At 66.9% G+C, this 2,214-nt stretch carries 1 protein-coding gene; it reads right to left on the reverse strand.

Annotated elements, in window-relative coordinates; translation table 11 throughout:
• Positions 1 to 37: 37 nt before the first annotated feature.
• On the reverse strand, positions 38 to 1,693 hold the full coding sequence (locus tag ACIQV3_RS40490) for a hypothetical protein (protein WP_403722390.1): 1,656 nt from the start codon (positions 1,691 to 1,693) through the stop codon (positions 38 to 40).
• Positions 1,694 to 2,214 lie beyond the last annotated feature (521 nt).

The following is a 2,214-nucleotide window of genomic DNA, read 5'->3' on the forward strand; positions in this document are numbered from 1 at the left end:
AACTGGCCACCGACAGGTGGCTACTGCTCGGGTGCGATCAGCTGACGTCCAGATAGACCGCATGGCTGGTGGAGGCGAAGTGCTGGGCGTCGGTGTCGACATGGCGTACGCGCCAGGTCCCGTCGCTCACGGCCTTGAACTTCGCGCCGAACGTTCCGTCGGCCCGGGTGATGGAGCTGCCCATCTCCTTCCAGGCCGTCCCGCCGGTGGGCTTGAAGTAGTAGCGGACCTTCCGCCCCGGATAGTTGTGGGAATGGCCGCTGGGCCCATAGGTCTTCAGGGTCCCCGCGACGAACATGGTCTCCCCCTTGCGCACCGGCTTGGGACCCACCCGTACGAGCTCGAACCGGGTTTGCAGGCGTCCGGGCCGGAGATCGGCGCCGGTGCTCGGACCGATGTTCTGCGTCCCGGGGCTGTAGATCCGCCACGGACTGGCGGGAAACTCCGCAAAGACCTCCACGGTGGTGGTGAAGGTCTTGTTGTAGTCGACGGTCAGAGTCTTCTGAGTGACCCACCGGCCACCCCCGACCTGGGCCTGGATCTCGACGGGCGCCTTCTGCGTGGTCACGCCGTCAACGACGATCTTCCCCGAGATGGTCATCTTCCGGTACCGGTCGGTGGAGACGACCTTCTCCTCGACGACGTCGGTGGTGTGGGTGACTTTGGCGACGGTCGCGGTCTGCGCGGGAGCCTTGCCCAGCCAGGGGTCCTGACTCGACACCTTCCAGGACCCGGCGGCGGTAACCCTGGGGCTTACAGCGAACGTACCGTCGGCTTCGGATCTGGAGCTCGCCGTCGACCCTCCGGTCTGCGCGGGCTCGGCCATCACGATGCGGCCTGCCGCCGCCACGGTCTTGCCGTCGTCCGTCACGCGGGTGATGGCGCCGCGGAAGGTGGGCTCGGCCCCGTACCGCACGGTCAGTCCGTTCGACGGCCCGCTCAGTGTCAACGCCGCTTGCTGGGGCCGGATCCGCACAGGCTGTGCGGCCGAGGGAGTCCCGACGCCCTTTTCCAGACGTGCGCTGAGGGCCAGCGAGTACTCCTGGCCCTGCGCGGCGACCCGCGTCGTGAACTTGCCTGCACTGTCGGAGACCACGTTCGATCGGCCCCACCCGAGCTGGACGGTGACGCGGGCGCCGGCCAGCGGCCCGCGCACTCCGGTCAGCGGGTGCACGGCGGTCACCGATCCGGTGGCGTTCGTGCCGAGGTCGTCGAGGGAGAACTCCTTCTGATCGGAAGCCACTTCGAGCTTCGGATCGAGGGCGTAGGTGAACCGGCCCGCAGCCTTGCGGCCCACCACGCCGCCGCCGTTCGCGGGCACGTACACGTCCAGCTCGTAATCGCCCATGCCATCGAGCCGAAGCTCGTCGTTGGCCTCGTACCAGCCGATGTCCGGCTCCCCGGAGCCGACCGTGTCGGATTCGTACTGGAACTCGTCCAGCGTGGCGACGACCACGTCACTGCCCACGGGCCGCACGTCCACCCGCGTCGGCGCGACCTTGTGGTCGTCCACCATGACCCGGAAATGGGTGCCGTTGAACACCTCCACCCAGGCATCCGGCACCGCGTCCGCGACCACAGCCGCCCGCGCGGCCGGCGCGGCGATGGCTGCGACGGGAACCACGGCGGTCCCCACGATCCCGAGTACGACCGCCGCACCGATGACGGTCATCGCCGTCCTGAAGCCCTTCACGCATCCCCCTGTACTACCTGCTCAACTGCTGCCTGCTGGAACCTTCGGGACTCTGACCTGCGAGACATGCAGAAGGTTGTACGCCGGACTTCTGCAAATGCCGATCGGAGGAACGATCGTTGGGCGCGGGTCGCGGCGGGGCGCCGGCCTGGCTTTGTCAATCCCCTCGAACTGTGGGGTCCTTCCTACGCAGCCAGCCCCATGGTGAGGCTGGCCCTGTATTGGTTCTCGTAGTCGATCGGGCTCGTAAACCCGCACACGCTGGGTGCTAAGCCGCGTTCTGTTGTCCAGGCCAACTCATCCCAGTGACACCAATATCACCGCATCAAGCTGTCCCCACGAACCACGCACACCTGCCTGACCAGTACAAACAACAGCCAGCGTTACGGGCGTCAGACGACGCCTCAGCTGACAACGAGTTGCAGATTCGGCAGCTCTCAGCGCAGGTGGCGGAACTCGCGCAGGCCGTAGTCCGGTGGCATCCACCCCTTCTTCCGCCGCTCGATGGTCTTGCGTGTATG

The organism is Streptomyces sp. NPDC099050 (genome assembly GCF_044759865.1).
Lineage (GTDB): Bacteria > Actinomycetota > Actinomycetes > Streptomycetales > Streptomycetaceae > Streptomyces.